The organism is Thalassospira sp. HF15 (assembly GCF_011806525.1).
Classification (GTDB): Bacteria; Pseudomonadota; Alphaproteobacteria; order Rhodospirillales; family Thalassospiraceae; genus Thalassospira.
Map to the genome: position 1 here is coordinate 205,924 of NZ_JAAVKI010000006.1, position 13,612 is coordinate 219,535.

The following is a 13,612-nucleotide window of genomic DNA, read 5'->3' on the forward strand; positions in this document are numbered from 1 at the left end:
ATAGCATAGGATTTTTGCCCAAGCTTGGTCAAAGGAAACATCGCGGGTTTGAATGCCTTTGAAATGTCATGAAATCCGGGGTCAAAACTCATTCATATAATCGTCCCGGTCTCCCGGATTTGTGCGGATATGCGAAGCAAAGTCGCAGGAAGATATGCATCTTTCAAGATTTTGCGACAAAATAGCCCGTGCAAATCCGGGTGATCCGAAGGACAACTGCTATGAGAGAAAGCCTCTGCGTCAAATCCCTTGACCGGGGATCACCCCGCTCTGCGGGCTTTTCCTTGCTTTTTCTCTCATATCAGTTGCCGGGACGGTTATGTGAATGAGTTTTGACCCCAGCAACCAGTTATGCGATAGATTTTTCTATAGATACTTGATTTTGAGGCGCTTTCTGGCGCGATGCGAAGATGATGACCGCGAATTTAAAAGGAACAAGACATGGGTGATGACGTCAAACTTGATCTCGAAGCACGGTTTGAGCATGCCCGTGATGTGATCCGCGAAGCCGGAAAGCGGGCAATGGCGTATTTCGATGGCTCGGCCGGCGATCTGGAGGTCGAGGCCAAGGAAAACCCGCTTGATATGGTCAGTATCGCCGACAAGAATGTCGAGGCGATCATTCGCGACCAGATCGCCGATAGCTTCCCCGAAGATGGCTTTCTGGGCGAGGAAATGGGCATCGAGAAGGGCGACAATGATTGCCTGTGGGTGATTGATCCGATTGATGGCACGGCATGCTTTGTCAATCAGATGCCAAGCTGGTGCATATCCGTTGCCCTTGTCGTCGCCGGTAAAATCGAGCTTGCCCTGATTTATCAGCCATGCGGCAATGAATTGTTCACTGCCAAGCGTGGCAAGGGTGCATTTGTCAATGGCGAACCGATCACGGCCAGCGATGCCAAAACCGTTGGCGACGGGGTGATGGGCCTTGGTATGTCCCATCGCACCACAAGTGATGCGATTACGCCCTTTATTACGGACCTTCTTGATCGCGAAGGTATCTTTATGCGCAATGGGTCCGGCGCACTTTCGATGGCCTATGCTGCCGCCGGGCGTCTGATTGGCTATTATGAACCGCATATCAATCCGTGGGATTGCATGGCGGGCATCCTGTTGATGACGGAGGCCGGCGGTTGGGCCAATGATTATCTGGGCGTACCCGATGCACTTGAAAATGGCGCCCCGATCCTGACGGCGGGTCCGAATGTGGCCGAGGAACTCAAATCAATGACCGGTATCACGCGCTAAGGTCGCCCTGTCTGGGGCCTGATCCTAGGTATCTGCCGTATCGTTTTGCTGCTGCCGGGCACTCAGCTTACGCGAAGCAAGGCGGGCAAGTTCGGTGTTGATCATCTCGATATCGAGCGGCTTGGTGCAATAGGCGTCAAAGCCGGTTTCGTGGAATGATTCAAGATTGTCGTTCGAAATATCGGCTGTCAGGGCAAGGATCGGAATGGTCGCCTTGACCGGGTCTTCGAACTTGCGGATTTGGCGGGTGGCCTCGATGCCATCAAGAACCGGCATATGCAAATCCATCAGAACCGCATCAAAATCGGTGCTGGCCAGAATATCCAGCGCAATCTGGCCATCGGCTGCGGGGGTAATGGTATGGCCCTGCTGTTCAAGCAGTTTCTGGGCAAGGATCCGGTTGATTTCGATATCCTCGACCAAAAGCAGGTTCCAGCTTCCGGGACTGGATGTTTCTGCCGTGTCGGTTGATGCCTGTTCAGGGGGATGGGCGTTCCCCTCATGTTCTGTGAGGGCAGGTTCACTGCTGCGCTTCAGGGTCAGATCAAACCAGAAATGACTGCCGCGGCCTTCCTGACTTTCCACTTCGATCTTGCCGCCCATGGCCTGTACCATGCGCTGACAGATGGTCAAACCAAGCCCCGTGCCGCCATAGCGCCGGGTTGTGGTTGTGTCGGCCTGTGTGAACGCGTCGAAAATGGTGTCCAGTTTGTTGCCGGCAATACCAATGCCTTCATCGCGTACAGCAATGCGGAAGGACACCGTGTCATCGGTGATTTCAAGCGGCTCGGCAATGAGTTGGATATTGCCATATTTGGTGAACTTGATCGCGTTGGACAGCAGATTTGTCAGGACCTGTTTGAGGCGGACCGGGTCCCCCATCACATAGCGCGGTAGGTCAGGTTCAATTTTCAGTTCCAGCGTATTTTCCCGTGCGCGCGCCGGGACCAGCATCATCGATACCACTTCCTCGCACAGTTGGTGCAGATCAAGCGGGGCTTCTTCAAGCACGAGCTTGCCCGCCTCGATCTTGGAAATGTCGAGGATATCACCAATCAGCGACAGCACATGGCGTCCTGCCCCGCGAATGGTCGACAGATAACTGCGCAGGGTTTCAGGCTGCACATCGTGATCCAGACTGTCACTGGCCAGTTGGGTATAGCCAAGGATAGATGTCATTGGTGATCGGAATTCGTGGCTCATATGCGCAATGAATTCCGATTTCGCACGATCCGCTTGTTGCGCCTGATTCATGGCGTTTTCGGCGGCCGCACGGGCATCTTCAAGTTCGCGGGTCCGGGTCGTAACCAGATCAACAATGTGCTTTTCGGTGCGATTAAGCGACCGCAGATAAATCAGAAGCAGGATGGTAATCATGCTGCCAAAGACGAAAATCGCCCATGGTTGCCAGTATATCAGCGAATTAAAGCCACCCTGGTGGCGATGCAAAACAACGATCCAGTCCCGATAGCCAAAGGTGAAATTTGATACATTGGGGTTAAAGGGGATTGCGCGTTCGGCGTTTATATCCTCAAGGGCATGCTCAGCATCATGCGAGCTATGGAACAGCAATCCCTCTTTGCCCGATATCTTGGCATCTGTCAGATAAAGCCCGTAATCCACCGGAATACGTGCGACACGGGCCGCACGCGTGATCATATCGGTGATCCGCAACACCCCGACCGCAATGCCCAGCGGCGGACCGGCGGGGTCGCGATGGTTTTTTACGGCCAGAAAGGCAAGCGATGACACAAGCGGTCCATCGGTTTGTACTGAGGGAAGCGGCTGGGTCAACGTGACATTGTTGGTCGTGAGCGCGGTTTCAAGCGCACGTCTGCGCGCCGGTTCGCTGGCAAGGTCAAAGCCGATCCGTTGTTCGTTGCCCGATCGGGGAAACACATAAAAGACCGGGAAGTAACTGTCGCGTTCCTCGGAAATGCGCGAACCGCCATCAATAATTTCGCGGATCTCGAAATTTTCAACACCGCGCAGTTCGGCGGTTTCTTCAACCAGGGCACGGGCGCGTCGTTCAACATAGGGTGCCCATTCAAGGGCGGAAACACCAGGCCGCCGGTTGATCCATGGGGCCACCATGGCATCGAATGTGGTGGCCGAAACGCTGCCATGGACATCAAACAATGTGCGTACCGCGATCAACGCATCGGTCGCACGACCAAGTTCTTCACGCAGTGATGCTTCAAATGCCAGGCGGTATTGCTCGGTCGCAAGCCGGTCGGCCTCGTCAAGCTGGTTATGGGTGTACCAGGCTGCAAACCCCGATACCCCAAAGCCGATAATCCCGATGAAAACAGCAAGTGCACGGCGCAGACGGTGGACGTCGTCAGACAAGCTGCCGTCACGCGCACGCATTGTTACCAGACTGATGCGTTCCAGCACGACCGCAAGCAGCAAGGCACCGATGGAACTGGCAATGATATAGCCAAACAGACTGTCGATGCCGGTCCGCAGATCCGTGCCGACAAAGGTCGTGTTGCCAAGGGCGGCAAGGGTGATGATATCCGCCGCAATCAGGGCATTGGTGACGACCGCACCCAGGAAGCCATAGCGGATCGTGCCCCAGATGACGCAGGGCAGTGTGACGAAAATCAACAGAAATTCCGGCCGCGCCGAAAGCGGGGTGGTCTGCACTGCAGATGCCAGAACCACACAGGCAACCCCGATGAAAAGCAACTCGCCATGATGGAGCAACGGGCGCGGTTTGATCCGCCAGTTCAAAAGGCGCAAGACCAGCGGCCCGACAACAAGCACACCGACAACATCCCCCTTGAACCAGCCAAGCCACAGCATTTCAAATTGTTCAAAATTGCCGACGTCAAAGATACTGACGTTCAAAGCACCGAGCGTGGCCGCAAGGATCGGCCCCAAAACGCCACCCGCTACAAGATAAACCGCGATATCGCGCAGGCGGGTAAACGGATAAGGTTGTGCAAAGCGCGCAATCAGAAGGGCAGGCACCAGCGCGGCAATGGTGGTGCCCATTGCAACGAAAATCATCGCGCCAATCGTATGGGCGATAATGGTATTGAGCAGGAAGGCCGCGATATACACGGCCGGGAAATACCGCCAGCCCCAAAAGATCAAGGCCGCCAGAATGATACCGGCAGGGGGCCAGATCAGCGTGACATCGGTGCCGAAATACGGCATGTGAATGCTGGCATAGCCCGTGACGACATAGGCAAGGATAATCACCAGATAACGCACAATATGATGGCGTTGCAGCGTCAAACGATTCTTCCTTTTCCCATCAGGTGCCGGTCAGTTTTTTTTGGGGTGCATCTAATGTAATGTGTCGGGTGGCAGATTTGAATAGAGCAATCATCGAATAAGGGCGAAAGGCCAAAGGTTTATCCAAGGATTTACTGGCTGCACCAAAGGACACGCGCAACCCAGTCAATTTCTTCGGCCGGGATGAAGCGGTCTTCAAAATCCGGATTAAAGGATTTCAGTTCCACGCCAAGCGCGCCGCGCCGGACAAGCTCCTTGGCCATGACTTCGCCTTCATTGGTTTTGACAACCACGCGGTCCTTGGGGCGGATGTTTGAGGCCGGGCTTACGATGATCAGATCCCCATCGCGAAATACCGGCGCCATTGACTCACCCGATATCCGCAACCCATAGGCGGTCGGATCGTGAAGCGCTGGAAAGGTGATGTCTTCCCATGATCCGCCAACCGGATAGCCGGCATCATCAAAAAATCCGCGATTGCCAGCCTGGGCAAAGCCGATCACGGGAATGCGCCCGGCACCATTGCCATCAACCAGTTCGGAAAATTCCCGGAAACTGACATCGGTCACCGACAGCACCTTGGAAATGCTTTCGGTCGACGGCCAGCGGGCCTTGCCTTGCGCAGTGGTGCGTTTGGACCGGTTGAACGTCGTCGGGTCAAGTTGCGCCAGTCGCGCCAGTCCCGATGGCGTCAGGCCATGGTCCTCGGCGATCTGGTCAAGGGCGGCCCAAATCTGCTGATGTCTGATCATGGCGCATCCTAGCAGGGCGGATGGGAGTTAATAAAGAAGGAATTAATTCCTTCTTCTTGGGGAGTCGAAGCGATGGACAAATTCCTGCCCTGCTGTCTGGGACGGTTCGCAACCGTGCTTTTCGGTGGGCACACGTGATTGTTCTCGATTCTTGTCGGATGGCTACCAGCCTGAACTGCAAAATAATCGATGTATGTCAGCATCTTACTCATCATCAGCTAAGATAATTTTGCCGTGGTGAAGCATTTACCCAACTTTTGAATAGGAAATTAATCCTTTACAATGAGAACAAAAAGGGATTATAGCTTGCATATCAACACCGGAATTGCATCTGGAAATAGGCCACGCTTTTCAAAGGCTGGCTGATTAGGCGGCCAAAGGTCGCTGATATGCGTGGGCGGAAAACCGCCCTTGGGGACATCACAAACCATTCATCGCACCGGCGTGCATTGCAAAATGCGCGGGCGGGATTACTGTATCCTTTTCAATGGTTTGGCGCGGTGAATGGCGGTTTGCAGGTCCGGTGGGATGAACAGGCATTATCCAGCAGGAGGGCGACGTGACCGAACAAAGACTTTTTCCCAAACCACTCTCTGCGCGTGACATCACACCCTTTTCCAGTGCCCGGCAGGCATGGTTCTGGTTCGTGCGGTGTCAAACCGCCCGGATCGAAGGCGCACGCGTGGTGGCCGATGCGGGCGAGGTGGTCCGTCCGTGCGATCCCGACGATGTCTATAACGCGGTGATGCGCCTTAAGAAGGGCGGTGTTCTGAATGACCGGCATTTGCAGGTTCTGGAATATTTCGGGCTCGTCGAACGCGAACCCGACCCCCGTGATCCGCGCGAAAAGGGCAAGGGGGATTTGTGGCAACACGCCATGGCAGCCCTTGAAAACGCACTGATCACACGCGGCATCGTCAAACGCGGGCAAGATGAAAGCTTTCACCATGAGGACGGCGTTGTTGAACTGGGTGGGGATTTGTCGCCATGCACGATGTGATGACCACAGATGTTGCCCGATCAGACGTTGCTGAAATGGCCGATAACTGGGCCAGTCAGTCCGTTTCCGGGCGCGAGGTTTCGGTGCTGGTCGTCTTTGCCGATGCACCGGAAAAACGGTTGCTGCGTATTCTGAAACCGGGCTTTCGGCATTGCTTCGTGCTGGTATCCGGGGTGCGGGCCGGGGAATGGATCTGCCTTGATCCGCAAAGCCATCGGGTGCGGTGTGAAAGCTGGTGCTATTCACCGATCTTTGATCCGGCGGCCTATTATCGCGGCCTTGGCTATCATTGTATCTGGGCGTCTTATCCGGCCTCCATCACGCGGAAGGTACGGTTTGGCCCGATGAGCTGTGTCGAGCTGGTCAAGCGGTTGCTGGGCATTTCAAGTCTTTGGGTCATCACCCCCTGGCAGCTTTATCGCCATCTGCAAAACGGGATTGAAACGGATCAAATCGGGGATGTGTATTTTTCTGAAAAATGTTCTTGATTTGTTCTTTTTAATGTGGCATAACAAACAAATCAACGCCACAGATGCGCCCGCAGGGTTCCGACCCTTGCGGGCGTTTTTGCGTTTGGGGGATCGGGAGGAAAAGCGATGGGCAGTTTGTTTTCGACACCAAAACCGGCCGCCGTCAGTGCACCAGTCGCACGCCAAAAAGTCACCAATGCTGATGACGACACCAGTGCCGAAGACGTCGCGCGTACTGCCCGGACCGAGGCATTGGAACGCCGCCGCTATGGGCGCGCCAGCCTGATCGGAACAAGTTATCGCGGGCTTTTAAGTGACCGCATCGCCAAGGCGGGCGGTGGCAAAAACCTGTTGGGGGAATAGGCATGGCGAAATCGCAAAAGCTTGGGCAGCAGTCCGAGCTTGAAGACATGGCAAACGCCCAGGCCAATGTTGGGGCCAATGTCGCACAGCTGCGCGCCCGTTTTCAAAAGGCGATGGAACGTCGGCGCAACTGGCTGAGCCATTGGCAGGATTGCTATGAATTTGCCCTGCCACAACGCAATGCCGCCAGCAACCAGACGAGTGGGGGCAAACGCCTTGATCGGGTCTTTGACGCAACCGCATCCGATGCGGTCGAACAGCTTGCCGCCAGCCTGATGGCCGAAATCACCCCGCCCGGTGGCGGCTGGTTTGAGCTGGAACCGGGCGGCAATGTTGCCAATGCAGACCGGCAGGCTTTGACAGAGCAGCTTGGTCGGGCTGTCAGGATTTTGCAGGGGCATTTTGATCGTTCCAATTTCGCGGTTGAAATGCATCAGGCGTTTCTGGATCTGGTCACCGCCGGAACAGCCTGTTTGCGGTTGGAAAAGGCGGATTTGCACAGCCCGTCTGCCTTGCGTTTTACCGCAGTACCCTTGCGCGATCTGGCGTTTGAAGAACGATCTGATGGCAAGATGGATGCGGTGTTTCGCAAACTGTCGCTCACCCGCGATGAAATCACCGCCACCTGGCCCGATGCCAAGGGTTTTGCCGATCATCAGGACGACAAGGACGCGCCCAAGCGCATCGCCGTGATCGAGGCCGTCCTGCCCGCAACCGATCGCAAAACCGGTTATGAGCTGTGTGTCTTTCGCGAAGACGGCGATGGCCATTCAGGCGATCTGATCTATCGCGACTGGTTTGATGTGTCGCCCTATATCGCCTTTCGCTGGATGAAGGCGCCTGGCGAGATTTATGGCAGATCGCCTGTGATGAAGGCACTGCCCGATATCAAGACCGCCAACAAGGTGGTTGAGTTGGTTCTGAAAAACGCCTCCATCGCCGTCACCGGCATCTGGCAGGCTGATGATGACGGGGTGCTGAACCCGGCGACCATTCGGCTGGTGCCGGGCAGTATCATTCCCAAGGCGGTAGGCTCGGCCGGGTTAAAACCGCTTGAGGCCCCCGGTCGGTTTGATGTGTCTGATCTTGTGCTGTCTGATTTGCGCGATCGCATTCGGCGGTGTTTGCTGGCTGATCGCTTGGGCCAGACCGATCAACCGGGTATGACCGCGACCGAGGTGCTTGAGCGGGCTTCGGAAAATGCACGGCTTTTGGGGGCTACCTATGGCCGGTTGCAGGCGGAATTGCTCTATCCGCTGATCCGGCGCGCGCTTTATATCCTTGCCCAAACCGGCGAACTTCCCGACATCCCGCTCGATGGCGATGTTGTCGTGCTGCGTCACGCGGCCCCCTTGGCGCAATTGCCCAAACGCGTACAGGCGGGACAGGCGTTGGATTGGCTGTCGCGGATTGCGGGCCTTGGGCCGGAAGCGCTGGCCGAGGTCGATCTGCCGGTCATGGTCCGCTGGCTTGCCGATCAGTTCGGTGTGCCCGACCATCTGTTGCGCCCCAGCCTGCCGCCTGAAATTGCGGAGGTGATGTGATGACGGACAATGGATGGGACTGGTTTGAGGCCGAAAACGAAAGCCTTTCAGACGGCAGTGCGGATCATTGGCAGGCCTGTTTTGACAGTGACGCCGGGGCAAAGGTTCTGGCCGATCTCGAACGTCATTTCCTGCACGCGGCGCTTGGCCCGGATGCCAGTGACAAGGCGATCTGGATGCGCGAGGGCAAGCGTGCACTGGTGCTTCAGATCAAGCGGCTGGCAGGTAGCGCAAAGGAAGACTGAGCCGCACGCTTAGAACAGCAAACGACCTTTCAGAAAACTGGAGTGTCCGCATGACAACCGAACCTGATCTTCTTTCGCCGGAAGCCGAAGCACCTGAGGTGCCGGAAGCATCGGAAACACCCGAAACACCCGGTGCCATCAGCGAGGAACCGGAAGCCGAGGTTGATGCCGCAGCCCTTGCCGATTTGGTGCCCGACGCGCCAGATGCCTACGCCATCGAACTTACGGAGGGCATCGGCGAGATTGATGCCGATCTGAATAAGCGCCTGCACGAGGCAGGCTTTAGCAACGCGCAGGCGCAGCTGGTCTATGATCTGGCCGGGGAGGTCCTGTCACCCCTGCTGGGTGATATCAATCAGGCCGCACAGCGCGCGACCGACCGTGCCGCCTTGGCGGCCGAATTTGGCGGGGCAGAAAACTGGAAGAAGTTGGCCCCGAAAATTGAAAGCTGGGGCAAGGCCAACTTGCCCGACGCCGCCTTTGAAACCCTGTGTCAGAGTGCCGATGGCGTGCGTGCCATGCATCGCATGATGGGGCAAAACGATGAGGCGGCACTTGGCAAAGCCGATGGCGGATCAGGTAGTGGGGATTTGCGGTCTGACATCCGTCGCAAGATGAATGATCCGCGCTATTGGCGGGATCGTGATCCGGCGCTTGTCGCCGAGGTGCAGGCGGATTTTGCCCGCCTGTCACAAAGCTGAACTGGCTTAGGCATCTCGCCCTAAAACAGCTTGTCAGCCCGGTCGATGACCGCGTTGACATAATCGGGTATCGGGGTCAGCGGCAAAAGGAAATAACCCGCTACCCCAAGCCCGATCAGGCTGAACACCAGCAAAACCGACTTCTTCACGGCAGACACTCTTTTTCTTGTTTGAAACGCACAGATAAGCCCTTCGGGTGCAACAGGTCTGGGCAAATCCGCGACGTGTCCCAACGTGAGACAGCACGGTTAAACCATCAAACCATGACCGGAAAATGACCGGGTTTTGGGGCAATTGTGGCAGTGACCTTGATCGGGCCCGCAATTGAACCCCGGCGGCTGCCTGCAATCACGACAAAATCATATCTGAAACAAGGGGATCGTAATCGATGACAACCACGATTGATCAAAGCTTCATCGACCATTTTCAGGCCGATGTGCATCAGGCCTATCAACGCATGGGATCAAAGCTCCGCAACACAGTGCGGGTGAAAAACGCGATCAAGGGCGCGACCACGGTTTTCCAGAAAGTCGGCAAGGGGACCGCCACCACCAAGGCGCGTCATGGCAAGGTGCCGGTGATGAATGTCGATCACGAGGCGGTGCGCTGTGACCTGCGCGATTATTACGCCGGTGACTGGGTCGATGCGCTTGATGAACTTAAAATCAACCATGATGAAAAGATGGTTTTGGCCAATGCCGGGGCCTATGCACTTGGCCGCAAGACCGACGAGCTGATCATTAATGCGCTGGTCGGGGCCGAGGATGTCGTGCCCGATAATACCGAGGGGATGACCCTTGATAAGGTGATGATGGCGTTCGAGGGCCTTGGCGACCGGGACGTTCCCGATGACGGGCAGCGCTATGCGATCGTTGGCTGGAAACAGTGGTCGGAGCTGCTTCTTATCGATGAGTTTTCTCGATCTGATTATATCGGCGATGACGATTTGCCGTGGAAGGGCACACAGGCCAAACGCTGGCTCGGCACGCTCTGGATGCCCCATTCCGGCCTTCCGGTCGCAAGCGGCATTCGCTCCTGCTTCTGGTATCACCGCACAGCCATTGGTCATGCAATCGGCTCCGAGGTCCAGTCCGATATCACCTGGCACGGCGATCACGCTGCCCACTTTGTCAATAACTCCATGAGCCAGGGCGCGACGCTCATTGATGGCGATGGCGTGGTGTGTTTGCAGGCACAGGAATAACCCCCTGATCCGACTTTTCCCGAACCAAGGAGACCCAAATGGCAGAAGGTTTCAAAGCCAGAAACCTCAGTGTTCTGGCCTACGCCAACGGCTTTACGCTGTGGCACTACATCACCCCGGACGTCGCCGCCGACGTCGATACCGCCGACTATTTTGCTGATGCGCGCGACATGCTGCGCGTCGGTGATTTCATCATCGCCAACACCAACCGCGATGCGACCCTGTCCGGTGGCCTGTTTGTTGTCGCCAGTTCCGGTGCGGGTGGTGTTGATGTGCGTGACATGACGGCGGTCGGCACCTCAAACACCGACTGATCTGGACTGACCTTTCTCATCCTCCCTCAACCTCGCCCCGGTGAATGATGTTGCCGGGGTTTCTTTTCTCCGAAACAAGGAACGCTTTATGGATCAAACGGTTAAATTTTGTTCGGATGTCAATATTGCGCAGTTCGCAGCTTTCGCGGGTTACTTTGCGATCAACGGACAAATTTCGGCAGCGAGCGCCAACACGCTGAACATTCCCGAATGTCTGGTCAATATTGGTGGGAATGGTCACGGTTATTTTCTGGATACCCAGTCTGATTGGTCGATTGTTGACCCAACCCATCATGACGGTTCGCTGACTACCTTGGCCCTTGGTGATGATATCAGTCTGTTTGCGGTTGATGCAGATGAAGGAACGTCAGAAGCCAAATTGATTGCCACTAAGAATGTTGCTTTCCCTGATGGGTATGACGCCACCAACAGTCGCAAAATCGGCGGGTTCCACTACGGCCGGGTGCGCCCGGTCGCCAATCGATATGATTTGTCATACATGCCGACGGTGCAGATAGTCCCCAACAGTGTCTGGGATTTGAAACATCGCCCAACTTGTGATCCGACAGGCATGGTCGAAATCGTCCCCGGCGGGTTCTGGGCCGATATCTACCTGAACTCCGAGGGCACCGGCACTTGGCCGGAAAATGTACCCGTCAGTCGCTATGGTGTAACCCCGATCAAGGATGATGTGTATGCCCGTACCGACTTCCACCTGCTTGTGCGCAATGCGGGCAAGCGCCTGCCGACCGTTGAAGAATTCCTGACTTATGCAGAGGGTGCGCCAGCTGGCCAGGATGGCAACAATACCTATGCTTGGTCGGCGACCTCCAATACCGGGCCGACAACCACTGGTGATGTCGAGAAATCGGTATCCATGTTCAATGTGGTAGATGCGGTAGGGAACCTCTGGGATTGGCTTGATGGCCACTTCGACCTTGGCGGAAACAACTACAATCAGGATTTCTCCGTGGTCAATGTGGGTCAGGATTCTTCCGCACCGCGAGGTAGTGTTAATCACGTTGCTTGGCGATGCTTCATTGGTGGCGGGGTGTTCTATGACGGTGCGCATTGCGGCTCTCGTTACATCCACTCGGGCGCGGCTCCGTGGGAAGCAAATAGCGTTGTCGGGCTGCGCGGCATCTGCGACGCCCTTTAGAAATCAAAACTTCTGATAAAGACCTGAAAGGTTTTTCTCCCCGGTGACATTCGCTGCCGGGGTTTCTTTTCTCGCCTGAAAAAAGGATTGCCCATGTGTAACTGCAACAAGATTACGATCTGCACAGAATTTGACGCCGCCCAGATTGCTGGCCTGCAGGTGCCGATTGCCTCCATCCATGCCTTTGCCACTCAGACAGTACCGGACGGCTATCTCAGCTGTGATGGTTCTGCGGTCTCCCGTGTGGAATATGCCGACCTGTTTGCCGCACTCGGCACTGTCTGGGGCGAAGGTGACGGCAGTACGACCTTCAATATTCCTGATCTGCGCGGAGAGTTTCTGCGCGGCTTTGATGCCGGGCGTGGTGTGGACGACGAGCGGGTGTTTGCATCGGCGCAGCTTGATCAGATGCAACGTATTACCGGTCAGACCGATACGACTTATGCCGCGCTCAATCGCAATTTTGCGAATGGAGCTCTTGCGGGTACCTCCGGCGTCGGTGGTGCGAGCGAGACATCAACTGAGTATGGTATCTTTCGCCCGGCGGGACTTCTGAACTTTGATAGCGCCAATAGCCCGGGATCGCGAACTGGCGATGAAACCCGCCCGCGCAACGTCGCTGTGACTTACGCGATCAAGGCGTCCCAGCCTGCGGCAGCCTGACGCCGATCCCTTCACCAAATCACGTCTTTCCCTCGCCCCCGGCAACATGTGTTGCCGGGGTTTTCTTTTATCAAACCAAGGAGACTGCCCATGCAGGGTTCAACCGCAGTGGAATGTGAAGTTCTGAACGTTATTCAGAGTGCAGGCATCTGGCCCGACTGCGATGACAAGACCCAGTTGCTTCAAGCCATCGAAACGCTGATTGCTGGCGGTGGCTCTGGCGGCGGTGGTGTTATCGCGGGCAGTGAAATCGGTTCGGTTTCGGCGTTCGCCATGCCAACCCCGCCGACCGGCTGGCTGGTCTGTGATGGTTCGGCTATCTCGCGCACCGAATATGCCGATCTGTTTGCGACCATCGGCACACTTTGGGGGGACGGTGACGGCTCTACCACGTTTAACCTACCGCAACTCTACGATTTTCTGAGGGGCTACAATGCAAGTTCTGGTCTTGCTGTTGGTACATGGCAGGACGATGCAATCAAAGCTCACAGCCATATTGTCACCGCAGGAGCTTCTAGCGACGTCGGTCTCGGCGCAATCGTTGGTGGCGCTGAGAACTCCGTTGAAGCGAGTGTGAATACATCAGAAGTTGGCGGATCGGAGACAGTTCCAAAACACAATGTGGTCTTGTTTGCGATCAAGGCGTTTTATCCGTCGGCGTCGTAACTCTGGCGAACGACAACCTTGCGGAGCCCGGTTT

General features: G+C 55.9%; 15 protein-coding genes. 12 read left to right on the forward strand and 3 right to left on the reverse strand.

Annotation, left to right across the window (positions count from 1 at the left end):
- The first annotated feature begins 441 nt into the window (after nt 1-441).
- Entirely contained in the window at nt 442-1,251 is an 810-nt protein-coding gene (locus HED22_RS14955; protein WP_167723652.1) for an inositol monophosphatase, read from the forward strand.
- A 24-nt stretch (nt 1,252-1,275) separates the two neighbouring features.
- Here HED22_RS14955 and HED22_RS14960 read toward each other — a convergent pair whose 3' ends face one another.
- On the reverse strand, nt 1,276-4,497 hold the full coding sequence (locus HED22_RS14960; RefSeq protein WP_254870074.1) for a CHASE domain-containing protein: 3,222 nt from the start codon (nt 4,495-4,497) through the stop codon (nt 1,276-1,278).
- A gap of 131 nt (nt 4,498-4,628) precedes the next feature.
- Nucleotides 4,629-5,249 (reverse strand): helix-turn-helix transcriptional regulator, encoded by a 621-nt coding sequence (locus HED22_RS14965; protein ID WP_167723654.1) that lies wholly within the window; start codon nt 5,247-5,249, stop codon nt 4,629-4,631.
- Nucleotides 5,250-5,808: 559 nt separating this feature from the next.
- Between HED22_RS14965 and HED22_RS14970 the strand changes: the two genes are divergently transcribed.
- The 6 genes from HED22_RS14970 (at nt 5,809) to HED22_RS14995 (ending at nt 9,572) form a co-directional block, all read left to right on the forward strand.
- The gene (locus HED22_RS14970; RefSeq protein WP_167723656.1) at nt 5,809-6,249 is read left to right on the forward strand and encodes a hypothetical protein; all 441 of its coding nucleotides are present in this window, start codon (nt 5,809-5,811) and stop codon (nt 6,247-6,249) included.
- Complete coding sequence (locus HED22_RS14975) at nt 6,237-6,737, forward strand: hypothetical protein (RefSeq protein ID WP_167723657.1); 501 nt, start codon at nt 6,237-6,239, stop codon at nt 6,735-6,737. Before HED22_RS14970 ends, HED22_RS14975 begins: the two co-directional genes overlap by 13 nt.
- A gap of 108 nt (nt 6,738-6,845) precedes the next feature.
- The gene (locus tag HED22_RS14980) at nt 6,846-7,082 is read left to right on the forward strand and encodes a hypothetical protein (protein ID WP_167723660.1); all 237 of its coding nucleotides are present in this window, start codon (nt 6,846-6,848) and stop codon (nt 7,080-7,082) included.
- 2 nt (nt 7,083-7,084) lie between these two features.
- Entirely contained in the window at nt 7,085-8,626 is a 1,542-nt protein-coding gene (locus HED22_RS14985; RefSeq protein ID WP_167723662.1) for a portal protein, read from the forward strand.
- Nucleotides 8,626-8,871, forward strand: a complete 246-nt coding sequence (locus HED22_RS14990) for a hypothetical protein (RefSeq protein WP_167723664.1) — start codon at nt 8,626-8,628, stop codon at nt 8,869-8,871. Before HED22_RS14985 ends, HED22_RS14990 begins: the two co-directional genes overlap by 1 nt.
- Nucleotides 8,872-8,921: 50 nt before the next feature.
- The gene (locus HED22_RS14995) at nt 8,922-9,572 is read left to right on the forward strand and encodes a hypothetical protein (protein ID WP_167723667.1); all 651 of its coding nucleotides are present in this window, start codon (nt 8,922-8,924) and stop codon (nt 9,570-9,572) included.
- Nucleotides 9,573-9,592: 20 nt separating this feature from the next.
- Here the strand turns inward: HED22_RS14995 and HED22_RS19755 are convergent, their stop codons facing one another.
- Nucleotides 9,593-9,721, reverse strand: coding sequence for a hypothetical protein (locus tag HED22_RS19755; protein ID WP_269451512.1), 129 nt, complete (start codon nt 9,719-9,721; stop codon nt 9,593-9,595).
- Between the two features lie 239 nt (nt 9,722-9,960).
- Here HED22_RS19755 and HED22_RS15000 point away from each other — a divergent pair, with 239 nt between their 5' ends.
- From HED22_RS15000 to HED22_RS15020, 5 genes are all read left to right on the forward strand, one after another.
- Nucleotides 9,961-10,776 (forward strand): phage capsid protein, encoded by an 816-nt coding sequence (locus HED22_RS15000; RefSeq protein WP_167723668.1) that lies wholly within the window; start codon nt 9,961-9,963, stop codon nt 10,774-10,776.
- Nucleotides 10,777-10,814: 38 nt separating this feature from the next.
- The gene (locus HED22_RS15005) at nt 10,815-11,090 is read left to right on the forward strand and encodes a hypothetical protein (protein ID WP_167723670.1); all 276 of its coding nucleotides are present in this window, start codon (nt 10,815-10,817) and stop codon (nt 11,088-11,090) included.
- Nucleotides 11,091-11,178: 88 nt separating this feature from the next.
- Entirely contained in the window at nt 11,179-12,249 is a 1,071-nt protein-coding gene (locus tag HED22_RS15010; RefSeq protein WP_167723672.1) for a hypothetical protein, read from the forward strand.
- A 93-nt stretch (nt 12,250-12,342) separates the two neighbouring features.
- On the forward strand, nt 12,343-12,912 hold the full coding sequence (locus HED22_RS15015) for a phage tail protein (protein WP_167723674.1): 570 nt from the start codon (nt 12,343-12,345) through the stop codon (nt 12,910-12,912).
- A 90-nt stretch (nt 12,913-13,002) separates the two neighbouring features.
- Nucleotides 13,003-13,578, forward strand: a complete 576-nt coding sequence (locus HED22_RS15020; protein ID WP_167723676.1) for a phage tail protein — start codon at nt 13,003-13,005, stop codon at nt 13,576-13,578.
- The last annotated feature ends 34 nt before the right edge of the window (nt 13,579-13,612 follow it).

Coding starts and splice junctions, on each gene's coding strand:
- HED22_RS14985 (WP_167723662.1), top strand. CDS start 7,085: ATGGCGAAATCGCAAAAGCTTGGGCAGCAGTCCGAGCTTGAAGACATG.
- HED22_RS14990 (WP_167723664.1), top strand. CDS start 8,626: ATGACGGACAATGGATGGGACTGGTTTGAGGCCGAAAACGAAAGCCTT.
- HED22_RS14980 (WP_167723660.1), top strand. CDS start 6,846: ATGGGCAGTTTGTTTTCGACACCAAAACCGGCCGCCGTCAGTGCACCA.
- HED22_RS14975 (WP_167723657.1), top strand. CDS start 6,237: ATGCACGATGTGATGACCACAGATGTTGCCCGATCAGACGTTGCTGAA.
- HED22_RS15015 (WP_167723674.1), top strand. CDS start 12,343: ATGTGTAACTGCAACAAGATTACGATCTGCACAGAATTTGACGCCGCC.
- HED22_RS15005 (WP_167723670.1), top strand. CDS start 10,815: ATGGCAGAAGGTTTCAAAGCCAGAAACCTCAGTGTTCTGGCCTACGCC.
- HED22_RS15020 (WP_167723676.1), top strand. CDS start 13,003: ATGCAGGGTTCAACCGCAGTGGAATGTGAAGTTCTGAACGTTATTCAG.
- HED22_RS14955 (WP_167723652.1), top strand. CDS start 442: ATGGGTGATGACGTCAAACTTGATCTCGAAGCACGGTTTGAGCATGCC.
- HED22_RS15000 (WP_167723668.1), top strand. CDS start 9,961: ATGACAACCACGATTGATCAAAGCTTCATCGACCATTTTCAGGCCGAT.
- HED22_RS15010 (WP_167723672.1), top strand. CDS start 11,179: ATGGATCAAACGGTTAAATTTTGTTCGGATGTCAATATTGCGCAGTTC.
- HED22_RS14965 (WP_167723654.1), bottom strand. CDS start 5,249: ATGATCAGACATCAGCAGATTTGGGCCGCCCTTGACCAGATCGCCGAG.
- HED22_RS14995 (WP_167723667.1), top strand. CDS start 8,922: ATGACAACCGAACCTGATCTTCTTTCGCCGGAAGCCGAAGCACCTGAG.